The 16807-nt window shown below is 69.3% G+C and carries 3 protein-coding genes and 1 pseudogene; all 4 read left to right on the forward strand.

Annotation, left to right across the window (positions count from 1 at the left end; genetic code table 11):
- A pseudogene (locus NS1_RS37090) lies at positions 1–219 on the forward strand (amidohydrolase); the annotation flags it as partial.
- Positions 220–343: 124 nt separating this feature from the next.
- Positions 344–1912, forward strand: a complete 1569-nt coding sequence (gene lnt, locus NS1_RS37095) for an apolipoprotein N-acyltransferase (protein ID WP_062992251.1) — start codon at positions 344–346, stop codon at positions 1910–1912.
- 203 nt (positions 1913–2115) lie between these two features.
- The gene (locus NS1_RS37100) at positions 2116–15783 is read left to right on the forward strand and encodes a non-ribosomal peptide synthetase (protein ID WP_169812884.1); all 13668 of its coding nucleotides are present in this window, start codon (positions 2116–2118) and stop codon (positions 15781–15783) included.
- Complete coding sequence (locus NS1_RS37105) at positions 15780–16769, forward strand: ATP-binding cassette domain-containing protein (protein WP_056809776.1); 990 nt, start codon at positions 15780–15782, stop codon at positions 16767–16769. Before NS1_RS37100 ends, NS1_RS37105 begins: the two co-directional genes overlap by 4 nt.
- The last annotated feature ends 38 nt before the right edge of the window (positions 16770–16807 follow it).

Below are 16807 nucleotides of genomic sequence, written 5' to 3' on the forward strand. Positions count from 1 at the left end.
CGCGACGGCATGGCGGGCACGCTGGTCCCCGGCGCCCCCGCCTCCTACGCCGTCTGGGATGCGGGCGACCTCGTCGTCGCCGCGGCCGCCGATACCGTGCAGCGCTGGTCCACCGACCCCCGCTCCCGGGTCCCCGGGCTCCCACGCCTTGACCCGGGTGCCGAGTTGCCGACCTGCCTGCGCACCGTGCACAACGGCACCACGATCTACACCGCCTGACCCGCCGTCGGCACCACGCCGGCAACGAATCACGGAGCAGCACACCATGATCGACCCCGCTACGACCCATCCCGACGCTACGACGTCCGACGTCGCCGACACGGACAAGGGACAGAACTCCACGATGATGCTGCGGATGCTGCTGGCGACGGCGGGCGGGTTGTTGCTGTTCGGCAGCTTCCCGCCCCGCCCGTTCTGGTTCCTCGCGCCGGTCGCCATCGCCCTGCTCACCCTCGCGGTGCGCGGGCCGGGCAAGCTGCGTGGTGGGTTCGGCCACGGGATGCTCGGCGGGCTGGCGTTCTTCGTGCCGCTGCTGCCCTGGACCGGGATCTATGTGGGGCCGGTGCCGTGGCTGGCGCTCTCGACGGTGTGCGCGTTGTACTTCGGGCTGTGGGGCGTGCTCGCCCGGTGGTTGAGCGCGCTGCCGGGCTGGCCGGTGTGGCTCGCGCTGGCGTGGACCGCGAGCGAATGGGTCAGGTCGAGTTTCCCGTTCGGTGGATTCCCGTGGGGACGTGTCGCGTTCGGGCAAGCCGATGGTTGGTATCTGCCGCTGGCTGCCTACGGTGGCGCGCCGCTGGTCGGCTTCGCGGTGGCGCTGACCGGCACAGGCCTGGCTGCCCTTTCGCTGCGCCTGCTCGCCTGGGCGCGCACCCCCGCGCCGCGCGCGAATACCCGCGCCGCGCGCATGGGATTTGCCACCGCCGTGGTGACCGTGGCTATCATGCCCCTGGCCGGAGTGATCCTGCGGCCGACGCTGCCCGACCCGGATGCGGGCACCCGGACGATCACGGTCGCCGCCATCCAGGGCAGTGTGCCGCGGCTCGGGCTCGACTTCAACGCCCAGCGCCGTGCGGTGTTGGACAACCACGTCCGGCGCACCGAGGAGTTGGCCGACGCCGTTACCCGCGGACAGGCCGCACGGCCCGACATCGTGATCTGGCCCGAGAACTCCTCCGATATCGATCCACTGCGTAATGCCGACGCCGCCGCGGAGATCACCGAAGCCTCGGTGAAGATCGGCGCCCCGATCCTGGTCGGCGCAGTCCTGGTGAATGGTGACCGCACGACCACCAACTCGGTGATCGTGTGGAACGGCACGGCCGGCCCGGGCGAGCGACACGACAAGAAGATCATCCAGCCGTTCGGCGAATACCTGCCGATGCGTGGTTTCTTCCGTTTGTTCTCTTCCTATGCTGATCGTGCGGGCTATTTCGTGCCGGGTAACGGTGACGGAACGGTGACGGCCGCCGGTGTTCCGATCGGTGTGGCGACCTGCTACGAGGTCGCTTTCGATCGAGCATTTCGGGAATCTCTCGCCGCGGGCGCCCAACTGCTGACAGTGCCGACCAACAACGCCACGTTCGGTGAGAGCGAGATGACCTATCAGCAACTCGCCATGTCGCGGGTGCGCGCGGTCGAACACGGGCGCGCGCTGGTGGTCGCAGCAACCACGGGAGTCAGTGGGATCATCACTGCTGACGGCGTGCTCAGGCAGCGCACCGAGCAGGTCGTCCCCGCCGCGCTGGTGGCTCAGCTACCTTTGCGCGACGCTACGACAATCGCTACCCGAATCGGTGTATGGCCTGAACTGGCGTCCGTTATCCTGTCCGCGATCGGCGTCGGGCTGGTATTTCTTCGACGCCGCCGAGTGAATCCGACGAAGTCTGTGCGGATTTCGGACAATTCTGAATAAGCGGTTTGTTTCAACCCGGGGGAAGCGGCACCAAGTTGCAGCTGCAGGGGCGTAATCCAAAGAGATCAAAATAAATCCATCTCGGTAGCCATCCGGCTGCCGGAGTACTCCGAATCATGGGCGTGGTAAAGCCACGCCCTGGGTCCTCGTGTGCCCGGGCGCTGCTCGGGGAGTTGTGACACAAGGCAGAAACGGAGTGCTTGATGAGTTCTTTGGCCACCGACCACGTCAGCTCGAGCGTCACCGACGAGGACCCGGGCCAACCGTTCGCCCTCTCACCCGGTCAGACAGCACTGTGGTACGCGCAACGGATCCGGCCCGACATCCCGCTCACCATCGCTCACTACGTCGAACTGCGCGGTGATCTCGATGTCGGGAGGCTGCTCTACGCGGTGGAGCGCTACGGCGCGGAATCCCAAGTGGGACATGTCCGCCTACTCGAGATCGACGGCGTACCCCACCAGCGAGTGGATCCGACCTGGCGGCCCGGCTGGGCTCGGCTCGATCTGCGCGGCGAATCCGACCCGCGCGCTGCCGCGCTGGGATGGATGAACTCCCACGCCAGCACCCCGATCGACATGGAGCACGAGCCCCTCACCATCAATGTGGTGTTGCGGGTCGGTGACCGGGAATGGTTCTGGTACGAGCGCGGACACCACATCGTCATCGACGGTTACGGTGCGATGAACGCGCTCTCGCGCACCGCCGAGATCTACACCGCCGTCGGCGAGCAGCGCGAACCGTCGGTGTCGAGGGCCGCCGCGCTCGTCGACCTCTACGCCGACGAATCCCGCTACCGGGAGTCCACCCGATTCCGCGCCGACCGCGAGTACTGGATGGAACAGCTCGCCGGCGTGGGCGAACCGATGACACTGTCGTCGGTCACCGCCGCGGGCGATAGCCACGCCGCGGGTCGCCACCGGGCCACCGCGGTGCTCGACACCGACCTCGACACCCTGCTCACCGACGCGATCGCCACCCACGGTTCGGCCAACTCGGCGCTCATCGTCGCCGCACTCGCCGCCTACGTCCGCTCGGTCACCGGTGACCCCGATGTCGTACTGAGCCTGCCGGTTTCGGCCCGTACCACGGTCGCGCTGCGCCGTTCGGCGGGCGTGGTGTCGAACGTGGTGCCGCTGCGGGTCCGGTTCGACGAGCACACCACCGTCGCCGACGTCGTGCGCCAGACCGAACTGCAGATCACCGGCGCGCTGCGGCACCAGCGCTATCGCTCCGACGACATCCGTCGCGACTGCGGCTACTCCCGCGACGCGCGTGGTTTCTTCGGGCCGATGGTCAACATCATGCTGTTCCACGACGAGCTGAAGTTCGACGATATCGCCGGTCAGGTCAACGTTCTCGCCACCGGACCCGTCGAAGACCTCTCGATCAACATCTACAACGGCGACGGCGGCCGCATCCAACTCGACTTCGAGGCCAACCCGAAGCTCTACGGCGAGTCCGAGAACGCTGCCCACCACTCCCGCTACCTCGACTTCCTCGCGCGCTTCCTCGCTGCCGAGCCGACCACCCCCACCTACACGCTCACCGCGATCACCGCCGCGGAGAACGACAGGGTGCTGCGGGAGTGGAACAGCACCGAGATGCCGATGCAGGCCGCGACCCTGGTCTCGCTGTTCGAGGAGCAGGTGCGCCGTAGCCCGCATGCCGTCGGTCTCGAATTCGGTGACCGCACCATCGGATACACCGAACTCGGCGACCGAGTGAACCAGCTGGCGCGTGAACTCATCGCCCGCGGCGCGGGCCCGGAGACCACCGTCGGTGTGTGCCTGCACCGCAGTATCGATCTGGTCGTCGGGATCTACGCGGTGCTCGCGACCGGCGCGGCCTATCTGCCGCTGGATCCCGAGCATCCGGTGGATCGCATCGAAGCGGTGGTGACACAGGCGGATCCGGTGTGTGTGCTCACCGCGGATCGCGACGGTGTCCGGCTGCCCGCGGGCACGGTCCGGATCGATCTGGACGCCCTCGACGTGAGCGGCAACGATGTCGCGCCGATCACCGATGCCGACCGTCGCGCGCCCTTGCGGCCCGAGCACCTCGCCTACGTCATCTTCACCTCCGGCTCCACCGGTAAGCCCAAGGGCGTCGGCGTCACGCATGCCGCGATCGTGAACCGGTTGCGCTGGATGCAGGCCGAATACCCCATCGATCACACCGACGCGGTCCTGCAGAAGACCCCGGCCACCTTCGACGTGTCGGTGTGGGAGTTCTTCTGGCCGCTGCAGGTCGGTGCGCGCCTGGTGGTCGCCGCTCCCGAAGGGCATCGCGACCCGGCCTACCTGGCGCGGATCATCACCGAAAGGGCTATCACCACAGCACATTTCGTGCCGTCGATGCTGTCGTTGTTCGTCACCGACCCGCGCGTGCGCGGCGGGGCGGGACTGCGCCGGGTGTTCTGCAGTGGCGAGGCGCTACCGGGCGCCACCGTTCGCGATTTCCATGCCGCGCTGCACGGTCCCGACGGGGGACCGGAACTGCACAATCTCTACGGGCCCACCGAGGCCGCGGTCGACGTCACCTACTGGCCGTGCCCGGCCGACGCCACCACGGTGCCGATCGGTTCGCCGGTGTGGAACACCCAGACCTACGTGCTCGACGCGCATCTGCGACCGGTGCCGCCCGGTGTCGCGGGCGAGTTGTACCTGGCCGGCGTGCAGCTGGCTCGCGGCTACCTCGGCCGCCCCGACCTGAGCGCCGACCGGTTCGTCGCCGATCCGTTCACACCGGGGCAGCGGATGTATCGCACCGGTGACCTGGCGCGCTGGCAGATCGCCGGCGGTGTCCTGGAATACTTGGGCCGCACCGACTTCCAGGTGAAGATCCGCGGACTGCGGATCGAACTCGGCGAGATCGAATCTGCGTTGCTCGCCCAGGACGGGATCGCCCGCGCCGTCTGCGTCGCTCGCGCCGGGCGTACCGGTGACGACGAACTCGTCGCCTACGTGGTCGCCGCGCGGGGCGCCTCGGCGCCGGAGCCCACCGCCCTGCTCTCGGCACTGCGCCGCGGCCTGCCGTCCTACATGGTGCCCTCGGCGCTGGTCGTGCTCGACGAACTGCCGTTGAACGCCAACGGCAAGGTCGACCGCAAAGCGCTGCCCGCGCCGGAGGTGGGCGTGCGGGTCACCGCAGGCGCCGCGGCGCCGCGGACCGAACTGGAATGCGCACTCGCGGAGATCTTCACCGAGGTTCTCGCCTTGGACGGCACCGCGATCGGTGTCGAGGACAGCTTCTTCGACCTCGGCGGCAACTCCCTGGTCGCCGCTCGTGCGGTCGCCAGGATCAACACCACCCTGGACGCGAACCTCACCATCCGGGAAATGTTCGAGTCGCCCGACATCGCCGCGCTGGCCGCCTACATCAGCACCCATCGGCCCGAAACCTCCACGCCGAAACTGGTTCCCGTGCGCAGGCCCGAACTGGTGCCGCTGTCGCTGGCCCAGCAGCGGCTGTGGATCCTCAACCGCTTCGCCGAACACGCCGCCGCCTACAACATGCCCTTGGCCCTGCGGCTCACCGGACATCTCGACCTCGACGCGTTGCGCGCGGGTCTGCGTGACGTGCTGGACCGTCACGAGAGCCTGCGCACCAGTTTCCCCGAGGGCCCCGACGGCCCGTACCAGCTCATCCACCCGGCGGCTGGGGTGGAACCCGAACTCACGCCGGTGGACGTGTCCGCCGCCGAGATTCCCGCGCTGGCAGCGCAGGTGGCGGGGCGCGGTTTCGATCTGCGGACCGAGACACCGCTGCGGGTCGCGCTGTACCGGGTGGGCCCCGAGGATCACCTGCTGCTCGTGGTGCTGCACCACATCAGCGGTGACGGCTGGTCGGTCGCCCCGTTGGCCAGGGATCTGATGGTCGCGGTGTCGGCGCGCGCGGGCGGCGCCGCACCCCAGTGGGCGGCGCTGCCGGTGCAGTACGCCGATTTCGCGATGTGGCAGCGCGAACTGCTCGGTGAGGAAACCGACCCCGAAGCGCCCATCGCGCGTCAGCTCGGGCACTGGCGCGGCGCGCTGGCCGGGCTGCCCGATCAGCTCGACCTGCCGCTCGATCGGCCGCGGCCGATGCAGCGTGGCACCGGCGGAGATACCGTCGAATTCGTCATCGACGCCGAAACCCGGCGTGCGGCAGCCGAACTCGCGACCGGTCGCGGGGTGAGCATGTTCATGGTGCTGCACGCGGCGCTGGCCACCCTGCTGGCCCGGCTGTGCGCGAGTACCGACGTCACCATCGGTACGCCCATCGCGGGCCGGTCCGATCCGGCGCTGGACGAGCTGGTCGGCATGTTCGTCAACACCCTGGTGTTGCGCACCGACGTGAACCTCGATGCCGGGTTCGACCGCATGCTCGACCTGGTCCGCGAGACCGATCTCGATGCCTTCGCCAACCCCGACGTGCCCTTCGAACGACTCGTGGAACTGGTCAACCCCGATCGCTCGACCAGCAGACATCCGCTGTTCCAGGTGATGCTGTCCTACGACCGCACTCCCGAGCTGAGCGTCGAATTGCCCGGTGTCACAGCGGAACTGGTGCCGATCGAGATCGGTGTCGCCAAATTCGATCTTCAGCTCGAGGTGCGCGACAACCACGACGACGGACCACTGCACGCCGAATTCGGTTTCGCCACCGACGTCTTCGATCGCGCCACGGTGGAGGCCATCTCCCGGCGGTTCACCACGCTGCTGGCCGCCGCCGTCGCGACCCCCGACACGGCCGTCGGCGACCTCGACGTGCTCGACCGCCGCGAGATCGCCCGACTGGTTCCGGTGGCCGGCGCGCCCGCCGAGCCTGCTGGCACGCTGGCCCGGCTGCTCAGCGACACCGCGCAACACCTGCCCGACTCGGTGGCTGTGCGCTACCTCGGTTTCGACACCACCTACCGGGAGCTCGACGAACGCTCGAACCGGTTGGCGCGCAGCCTGATCGCGCACGGTGCGGCCCCCGAATCGGTGGTGGCCGTCGCGCTGCCGCGCAGCCTCGAGTCGATCATCGCCATCTGGGCGGTCGCCAAAACCGGCGCCGCGTACGTGCCCGTCGATCCCGCCTACCCGACCGAACGCATCGCGCACATGGTCGGCGACTCCGGCGCCACGCTCGGGCTCACCCTGCCCGAACACCTCGCCGCGCTGCCCACCATCACCGGCAAGCACCGGCGGTCACCGGAGTGGATGGTGTTCGGAACGGCCGATTTCGAGGCCGACTGCGCGGTCCGCTCCGCGACCCCGCTGTCCGACGCCGACCGCAGGAATCCGATGCGGGCGGGTCAGCCCGCCTACCTCATCTACACCTCGGGCTCGACCGGCATCCCCAAGGCCGTCGTGGTCACCCACGCGGGTATCGCCTCGCTGGCCAGCGAACAGACCCAACTGTTCAAGGTGACCGAGCACGCGCGCACCATGCACTTCTCCTCGCCCAGCTTCGATGCCTCGGTGCTCGAACTGCTGCTCGGGTTCGCCGCGGGCGCGACGATCGTGGTCGCCCCGGCCGATCTCTACGGCGGCGCGGAACTGGCCGGTTTCCTGCGCTCGGAACGCATCACCCACGCGTTCATCACCCCCGCCGCGCTGGCCACGGTGCCCGCGGGTGAGTTCCCGGCCCTCGGCACGGTCATCGTCGGCGGCGAGGCATGCTCGGACGAGCTCGTCGAGGCCTGGGCCACGAAATACCGGATGCACAACATGTACGGCCCGTCCGAGGCCACCGTGGCGGTCACCGCGAGCGCGGCCATGGTGCCGGGGGAGCCGGTGCCGCTGGGCGCACCCGTGCGCGGCATGCGATTGTTCGTCCTCGACGGCAGGATGAACCCGGTGCCGCCGGGGACGCCGGGCGAGCTGTACGTCTCCGGGCCCGGTCTGGCTCGCGGGTACCTCGGCAAGTCGGCGCTCACCGCGCAGCGATTCGTCGCCAACCCGCACGGGCGAGTCGGCGAAAGGATGTATCGCACAGGCGATCTCGTGGTCGCTGATATGACCGGCCGCCTGCGTTTCCTCGGCCGCGCCGACGATCAGATCAAGATCCGTGGCTTCCGGGTCGAACTGCGCGAAATCGACCATGTGCTGCGCGAACACCCAGGCGTGCGGTCCGCGCTGACCATTGTCCACGTAGACGAGCAGGGGCAGCAGCGGCTCGCGTCCTATGTCACCGCCGACGGCCCGGTCGAACCGGCCGCCCTGCTCGACACCGCCCGTGGCAGGCTGCCGGGCTACATGGTGCCCGCCGCGCTGGCGGTGCTCGACGCGATGCCGGTCACCCCCGCGGGCAAATTGGACCGAAAGGCGCTGCCCGCACCGGAATTCGTGGTCAACGGAGGGTCGCGCGCGCCGCGCACACACCTCGAGATGCGGGTGGCCGCGGTGTTCACCGAGATTCTCGGTCGCCCGATCCCCGGCGCCGAGGACAGCTTCTTCGACATCGGCGGCAACTCGCTGCTGGCCACCCGGCTCGCCGCCGCGCTGCACGCCGACTTCGAGGTGGACCTGCCCGTCCGTCAGATCTTCGAGGCGCCGACCGTGGCGGGCATCGCCCGGCTGATCACGGAAGCGCCCCGGACGCAGCGGGTGGCGCTGGCGGTACACACCCCGCGCCCGGGACGCATACCACTGTCGTTGCCGCAGCAACGACTGTGGTTCCTGAACCGATTGTCCCCCGAATCCAGTGCCTACAACATCGCATTCGTCTTGCGAATCGGCGGAGATCTGGACGTCGACGCGCTGCGGGGCGCCCTCACCGACCTGGTGGAGCGTCACGAAGTACTGCGCACGGTGTTCCCGGAAGACCTCTCCGGCGCCCAGCAGGTGATCCTGCCGCTCGCGCAGGCGATGCCGGTGATCGAGGTCGTCGACTCCGCACCGGATCGGGCGCAGGCGGCGCTGACCGCGCTGGCACGCCAGGGCTTCGATCTCACCCGGCAGACGCCGTTGCGAGTGTCGTTGCAGCGCACCGCATCCGACGAGCACCTGCTCGGCGTCGTCGTGCACCACATCGCCGCCGATGGCTGGTCGCTCGGCCCGCTGACGCGTGATCTCGCCATGGCGTACGTAGCGCGGACCGGCGGCACCGCCTTCGAGCACGCGCCGCTGCCCGTGCAGTACGCCGACTTCAGCCTGTGGCAGCGGGCCGTGCTCGGTTCCGAGGACGATCCGGACAGCATCACCGCCACCCAGCTCGCGTTCTGGCGCGAGACCCTGTCCGAGCTGCCCGACGAGTTGCCGCTGCCGTTCGACCGCCCCCGTCCGGTCGAACCGACGGGGGCGGCGGGCACCGTCACCTGCCAGGTTTCGGCGCCGCTGCAACAAGCACTGGCCGAGCTGGCAGCCGATACCGGTGTCAGTCTGTTCATGGTCGTGCGCTCTGCCCTGTCGGTGCTGCTGCGCAGCATCACCGGCGGACGTGACATCCCCATCGGTACTCCGGTCGCCGGGCGCACCGACATCCAGCTCGACGACCTCGTCGGCATGTTCGTCAACACCCTGGTGCTGCGCTCCGATGTCGACCCCGACCGCAGCTTCACCGAACTGCTGCACGCCGACCGCGACAGCGAACTGGCCGCCCTCGCCCATGCCGATGTGCCGTTCGAACGCGTCGTCGACGCGCTCGGCCGGGAGAGCAGGGCGAGCAACCGGCACCCGCTGTTCCAGGTCGCGTTGAGCATGCAGGACAACCGCACGCCGACGCTGGAACTGCCCGGTCTGCGGCTGGACGCGCGCGAGCTCGACATCGCGCTGGCCAAGTTCGATCTGGAACTGCGGGTCGCGCCCGCCGACGAGGACGGGCTGCGGTTCGAGTTCGTCTACGCCGCCGAACTGTTCGACGCCGCCACCATCGACACCCTCGCCGATCGGTTCGTGCAGATCCTCACCCAGGTGACCGCCGACCCGCGGCGGCTCGTGTCCGATCTCGACCCGCTCACCGTGCTCGAACATCGCGATCACGTCCCGGCCCAGGGACCGGCCGCGGTCACGCCGGTCATCCTGGCCGACATTCTCGACGGCGCGGCGACGATGTATCCGCGTCGGCCCGCGCTGCGCTGGTTCGCCGGGGGCAGTGTCAGCGGGGAAGTGGGCGAGCTGGACTACGCCGAAGTCGCCGACCGGGCACACCGGCTCGGTCGGGCTCTGATCGCTCGCGGGATCGGCACCGGCGACCGCGTGGCGGTCGGTCTGACCCGTTCTCTGGACTGCGCCCTCGCCATCTTCGGCGTCGCGGCCTCGGGTGCGGCGTTCGTCCCCGTCGACCCGCGCTACCCGGCCGACCGGGTGCGGCACATGCTCACCGACTCCGGTGCAGGCGCGGTCATCACCGTGCGCGCCGACGCGGACGCACTACGCGAGGCCGCGGGCCCGATCGACACCCAGTGGTTGCTGATGGACGACGACGAGCTGAACGCCGAACTGGCGGGCTACGACGGGGTCCGGATCAGCAATGCCGAGCGGATCCGTCCGGTACGCACCGCCGACCTGGCCTATCAGATCTACACATCCGGCTCCACCGGCCTGCCCAAGGGTGTCGCCGTCACCCACAGCGGTCTCACGAGCCTCGCGCTCGACCTGCGCGAACGCATGGGTCTCGATCGGTTCTCCAGGACGTTCTTCTTCTCCACGCCCAGTTTCGACGTCTCGGTGCTGGACATGCTCCTTGCCGTCTACTCGGGCGCCGAGATGGTGATCGGCCCGATCGACATCTACGGCGGAGACGAACTCGGGGCCCTGCTCGAACACGAGCAGATCACCCACACCTTCCTGACGCCCGCGGTGCTGGCCTCCATCGATGCCACCCGCCACCCGCTGCCGATGCTGCGCGGTCTGATGGCCGGTGGCGAGGCGGTGCCACCCGACCTGGTGGACAACTGGGCGCCGGGCCGGCGGTTCGTCAACGCCTACGGGCCCACCGAGTTCACCGTCATCGCCGCGATGTCGGAGCTGCGGGTGGGTGTCCCGGTGGCCATCGGAACGCCGGTGCGCGGTTCGCGGGCCCTCGTGCTCGACGAACGGCTGCGGCCGGTCCTCACCGGAGTGCCGGGTGAGCTCTACATCGGTGGCGCCGGTATCGCCCAGGGCTATCACGAGCGCTACGGCCTGACCGCCGGACGATTCATCGCCGATCCGTTCGGCCCGGCGGGCAGCCGGATGTACCGCACCGGCGACGTGGTGCGCTGGACCGCGGGTGGGGAGATCGACTACCTCGGTCGCAGTGACCATCAGGTCAAGGTGCGTGGTTTCCGGATCGAACTCGGCGAGATCAGCGCCGTCCTCGGCAGCCATCCCGAGGTCCGCTTCGCGCACACCGAGGTGCGCCGGATCGCCGGCGACGATCGGATCGTCGCCTGGATCCAGCTGAACGAGGGCATCGACCCGGCCGAAGTGGCCGGGGTGAAGCGTCATGCGATGGTCCGGCTGGCCGGGCACATGGTTCCGGCGTCGCTGAACCTGATCGACCAGGTGCCGCTCACGCCGGTCGGCAAGCTGGACCGCACCGCGCTGCCCGATCCGGAATTCACCGCCACCGCGGGCCGGGCGCCACAGACCGAAGCCGAGCGGACCGTCGCGCGGGTGTTCGAGGATCTGGTCGGGGCGAGCGAGGTCTGCGCCACCGACAGCTTCTTCGACATCGGCGGCAACTCGCTGCTGGCCACCCAACTGGTGGCCCGCCTGGCCGCGGCCAGCAATGTGCGCCTGGAAGTGCGCACCGTGTTCGCTACGCCGACGGTCGCCGAGCTCGCCGCGCTCATCGAATCCGGACCGTCCGGCGACGAGTACCGGCCGGACCTGGTGCCGCAGCGTCGACCGGAACGGATTCCGCTGTCGGCGGCGCAGCGCAGGCTGTGGTTCCTCAACCGCTTCAACGCGGGCGCGCAGGGCGAGAGCCAATCGTCGGGGGCCTACAACATCCCGGTCGTACTGCGTCTGCACGGCACCGTCGACCTCGATGCACTCATCGCCGCTTTGCACACGGTGCAGCGTCGGCACGAGACGCTGCGCACGGTGTTCCCGGAAAGCTCGGGGGAGCCCGAGCAGTTGGTGCTCGACCCGGCGATCGCCGCCGTCACCCTGTTCCACGCGACGGCCACCGCCGGTGAGGTCGAAACGGCCGTGACCCGTTTCGTCACCCCGGGATTCGACTTGTCGGCCTCGGTGCCGATGCGGGCGGCGCTGATCAGCGTCGACCACACCGGGCAGTCGGCGCCGACCAAGGCCAAGTTCGCCGTCGCCCGGTCCACCGAGCATGTGCTGGTGCTGGTCGTGCACCACATCGCGATGGACGGCTGGTCGCTGGAACCGCTCGCCGCCGAAGTGGCCGCCGCCTACCGTGGCATCCAGATCGGTGAACCGTTCGGCGAACAGATCCCGCAGATCCAGTACGCCGACTACACGCTGTGGCAGCAGGACCTCCTCGGCACCGAAAACGATCCCGATTCGCTGATCAGCAAGCAGCTCGAGCACTGGCGCGGCGTGCTCGACGGCCTGCCCGAACTGCTCACCGTGCCCGCCGATCGGTCGCGCCCGCCGGTGCCCTCCTATCGGGGCGGCACCGTCGACTGCGCGGTCGACGCGGCGACCCACCGGGCGCTGCGCGGCATCGCCACCGCGAACAACGTCAGTATGTTCATGGTGTTGCACGCGGCCCTGGCGGTACTGCTGCACCGGGTCACCGGCACCGAGGACGTCGCCGTCGGCACCGCCAGCGCCGGCCGTGGGCATCCCGCGCTCGACGCGATGATCGGCATGTTCGTCAACACCCTGGTGCTGCGCACCGAGGTGGCCGACGAGCGCGCGTTCATCGACCTGCTGCGCACCGTGCGCGACGGAGACCTCGACGCCTTCGCCAATGCCGACCTGCCCTTCGAACGGCTCGTAGAAGTGGTCAACCCGGCGCGCTCACAGGCACATCACCCGCTGTTCCAGGTGATGCTCTCGGTGCGCAACAGTCCCGTGCGCATGCTGGAACTGCCCGGCCTGCGGATCGAAGCGGTCGACGCCGACGCCGGTATCGCCAAGTTCGACCTGCAGTTCACCTTCACCGAAACCCAGACCGCCGACCGGGTGGGCGACGGCATCAACCTGTCGGTGAACTACGCGGCCGACCTGTTCGACGAGGTCACCGCGCGTCGGCTCGGCGACCGTCTGGTCCGGCTGCTCACCGCCGTGGCCGCCGACCCGAACACCGCGGTCGGCGACCTGGCCTTGCTCGACGCGGTCGAGTGGACCGCGCTGGCGCCGGTGCACGGGGCCCGCGCCGAGCAGCCGGTCACACTGCCCGAGGTCTTCGGTGCCGCCGTGGCCCGCTCGCGCGACGGCGTCGCGCTGTGCGCCGGCGACACGGTGGTCACCTACGACGCGCTCGACCGGTGGACCAACCGGCTCGCCCGCGTTCTCATCGATCAGGGCGTCGGGCCGGAAACCCTGGTGGCACTGGGTATTCCGCGTTCGGTGGAATCGGTGGCGACCATGCTCGCCGTCGCCAAGGCGGGCGCCGCGTTCGTGCCCGTCGACCCGAACTACCCGGCACAGCGGATCAGTCACATGCTCACCGATTCCGATGCGGCACTGGGTCTGACGCTGCTCGAGCATCGTGATCGGCTGCCCGCCGACACCCGCTGGCTGGTCCTGGACGATCCGCAGACCAGGGCCACCGTGCTCGGCACCGACGACTCGCCGATCATCGACGCCGAACGCATTCGCCCACTGCGCCTGCACAATCCGGCGTACGTGATCTACACCTCGGGCTCCACCGGGACACCGAAGGGCGTCGTCGTCACCCACGGTGGTCTGTCGAATTTCGCCGCCGAGACCGCCGACCGTTTCGACGTGCGACCCGGCAGCCGGGTGCTGCACTTCGCCACCCCGAGCTTCGATGCCGCCATGCTGGATATCCTGTTCGCGCTCGGTGGTGCGGCGACGCTGGTGATCTCCCCGGCCGGGGTGGTCGGTGGCGAGGATCTGCGGCAGGTGTTCATTCGGGAACGGATCACCCACGCGTTCGTCACCACCGCCGCGCTCGGCACCGTCGACCCGGCGGGCGTGCATTCCCTTGCCCATGTGCTCACCGGTGGTGAAGCGCTGCCGCCGGAACTGCTCGCCCGCTGGGCGCCGGGACGCAACTTCTACAACGTGTACGGCCCCACCGAGACGACGATCGTCACGTTGATGCCGCAGGCGATGAACCCGCAGGGGCCGATCACCATCGGTGGGCCGATCCGTGGCGTCGCGGCGACCGTGCTGGACCGGCGACTGCATCCGACGCCGATCGGCGTCACCGGTGAACTGCAGTTGGCCGGCTCGGCACTGGCCCGCGGCTACCTGAACCGGCCGGGTCTCACCGCCCAGCGGTTCGTCGCCGATCCCTATGGCGCACCGGGCGAACGGATGTACCGCACGGGCGACCTGGTGCGCTGGCGCAGCGGCGCGAGGTCGGCGCTGGACGTGGAGTACGTCGGCCGTACCGACCACCAGGTGAAGGTGCGCGGTTTCCGGATCGAACTCGGCGAGATCGACGTCGCGTTCGCCCGGCACGCCGATGTCGAGCTGGCGCTCACCATCGGTCACACCACGCAGGCCGGGGTCACCGCGCTCGTCTCGTATGTGAAGGCGCGCAACGGGTCCGCGCCGAGCGTGCCCGATCTGCTCGCCCACGTCGCCGGGCACGTGCCGAACTACATGGTCCCGCAGGCGATCATGCTGCTCGACGAGGTACCGCTGAGCCCGGTCGGCAAGCTCGATCGCGCCCGGCTGCCCGAGCCGGTGTTCACGGCGTCCGGTGGATACCGCGCGCCCGTGACCGCCGCCGAGAGGGCACTGTGCGCGGTGTTCACCGAGGTGCTCGGGGTGGAGCGGGTCGGCGCGGACGACGGGTTCTTCGAACTCGGCGGCAACTCCTTGCTGGCCACCAAAGTCGTTGCGGCACTGCGTGAACAGGGCTACGAGATGCCCGTCCAGATGATGTTCGGCGACGCCACCCCCTCGGCCATCGCGGCCAAGCTCGACGGCGCCGACCCGGAGGCGGTGATCGAGGCGGCGACCAGCCCGGTGCTGCCCATCCGCCCGTCCACCAGCCCGCACGACACCCCATTGTTCTGCGTGCACCCGGCGATCGGTCTGGCCTGGTGCTATGCGGGACTGCTCGCTCATCTCGCCCCGCAGCGCCCGGTTTACGGCCTGCAGGCCCCGCACGTGTCCGGCGACGACAGCTTCACCTCGATTCCCGAAGCCGCCGGACACTATGTCGCCCATATCAAGTCGATCCAGCCGCACGGTCCCTACCACCTGCTCGGCTGGTCGCTCGGCGGCCTGATCGCGCAGGAGATCGCGGTGCAACTGCAGGAAGCGGGTGAAGACGTCGCACTGCTCGCGATGATGGACAGCTACCAACTCGGCGACCGCTGGCTCGACACCTCGATGCCCAGCGTCGCCGATATCCTCGGTGAGTTCGGCGCCGACCTGGTCGACGGCGCACCGTTGCCCGCCGACCTCGACCTGCACGACGCGGCGGATCTGCTACGGGCACAGGCGGGCCCGTTCGCCGCGCTCTCGGTGGACCACCTGCAACGCCTCTACACCGGGTATGCCGACGGCACCGTCATGGCAAACCGGTTCCGGCCGCGCACCTTCGACGGCGATCTCGTGTTCTTCACCGCCACGGCGGACGAGATCAACGCCGCCGATCCGAGCCGGTGTGCCCAAGCCTGGCAGCCGTTCGTCACCGGCAACATCCACAACCACGACCTGCCCTGCAGGCACGCGGCGATGACCACACCGGAATCGCTGGCGGCGATCGGCCCCGTGCTGCATCGCCACCTCGACGGAATCCCGGAGATCACCGTGTGCGGCAGCGGCCAGAAGGAGATGCATCCGTGAGTCTCGCGGTAGAAGTGCGTGGCCTGGCCAAGAGTTACGGCAAGGTGCGCGTCCTGAAAGAAATCGATTTGGAGATCCCGGCGGGCACCGTACTGGGGCTGTTGGGTCCCAACGGCGCGGGCAAGACCACCACCGTGCGGATCGTCACCACGCTGTTGCGACCCGACGCCGGTTCGGTGCGGGTCGCCGGTATCGACGTGCTGGCCGATCCGGCCACCGCGCGCACCAGGATCGGGTTGTCCGGCCAGTACGCCGCGGTCGACGCGAACCTGACCGGTTACGAGAACCTGCGCATGGTGGCTCGCCTGTACGGGATGGGCCGCAAGCAGTCCGTGGCCCGCGTGGAGGAACTGCTCACCGCGTTCGGGCTCGACCACGCGGCGGGCAGGCGGGCGGGCACCTACTCCGGCGGTATGGCACGTCGTCTCGACCTGGCCGGTGCGCTGGTGGCGCGACCGCCGGTGGTGGTGCTCGACGAACCGACCACGGGCCTCGACCCGCGCGGTCGCCTCGACATGTGGCAGGTGATCGGCGATCTCGTCGACGACGGCACCACCGTCCTGCTCACCACCCAATATCTCGAAGAAGCCGACCTGCTCGCCGACCGGATCACCGTCATCGACAAGGGCACCGTCATCGCCCGTGGTTCCGCCGACGAACTCAAGACCTCCATCGGCGGCGACCGGCTCACCGTCACCCTCGCCGCCGGGCAGAGCCCGTGGCCCGCGATGTCGGTGCTGCACCAGGTGGGCGTCGGCGAACCCCTCCACGACCCCGGCAGTGACGAGGTGTCGGTGGTTGTCGGCAACGGGTCACGCACGATGGTCGAAGCGCTGCGCCGCCTCGACGACGCGGGGGTCTGCGTTCTCGACGCGACCGTCGTACGCCCGACGCTCGACGATGTCTTCCTGTCGCTCACCGGCACCCCGGCCGAGCCGATCCCCGAACCCGAAACCGACGATGTGCAAGAGGAGGTCCTGTCGTGAGTGCCCCCGAGGTCACGGTGGACGAGTACGAAACCCGC

It is taken from the genome of Nocardia salmonicida NBRC 13393 (assembly GCF_001613085.1).
Classification (GTDB): Bacteria; Actinomycetota; Actinomycetes; order Mycobacteriales; family Mycobacteriaceae; genus Nocardia; species Nocardia salmonicida.